Here is a 567-nt window from a genome sequence, read left to right on the forward strand (position 1 = left end):
TCGTTCGAATCGCTCTACGGTGTGGAAGTATTTAAGCGGCGATAGTACGGCTCCTGCCTCTGCCATGTCGCTGATCATGCTGTTGCAGTTGATCCAGAAGAGAAACCCCGATCTGTTAGCCGAATGGTTAACGCTTTCTGATTTCACCATTCCGCCAGAAGTTTACCTGGACCAGCCTGATTACTGGAAAGGGTGGGTGTATACCCAACACAAGGTCAATAAAAACGTCCTGGAATATCTAAAAAAACACTATCCGGATGAAGACCAAAAAAACATGAATAAAGGTAGTGACGAGTAATTTGCCAATGCCAGTTAATATGGCGGAGGCGGCCTACGATTCGGGCGCAGACTTCCAGGCATGATAAGACGCGTCCGCGTCGCATCAGGCATCGGCGCATAACCGCCGGATGCGGCGTAAACGCCTTATCCGGCCTACGGTTCGGGCACAGTTTTGTAGGCATGATAAGACGCGTCAGCGTCGCATCAGGCGATGATCGCACGGATGATCAGCGTTATCCCTTCAATCGCAATCACCTCAACATGCGTACCTGCACCGAGATCCTCGCT

The 567-nt window shown here is 51.0% G+C and carries 1 protein-coding gene and 1 pseudogene; one reads left to right on the forward strand and one right to left on the reverse strand.

Annotated features, from left to right (window positions below; translation table 11 throughout):
• Positions 1–298: hypothetical protein (locus AACU94_RS24450; RefSeq protein ID WP_135488430.1), on the forward strand; the 298-nt coding region annotated here is incomplete at its 5' end.
• Between the two features lie 185 nt (positions 299–483).
• On the opposite strand, the pseudogene AACU94_RS24455 reads toward AACU94_RS24450, so the two are convergent.
• Positions 484–567 (reverse strand): annotated as a pseudogene (locus AACU94_RS24455) (NfeD family protein); the annotation flags it as partial.

It is taken from the genome of Escherichia sp. E4702, assembly GCF_963883545.1.
GTDB lineage: Bacteria > Pseudomonadota > Gammaproteobacteria > Enterobacterales > Enterobacteriaceae > Escherichia.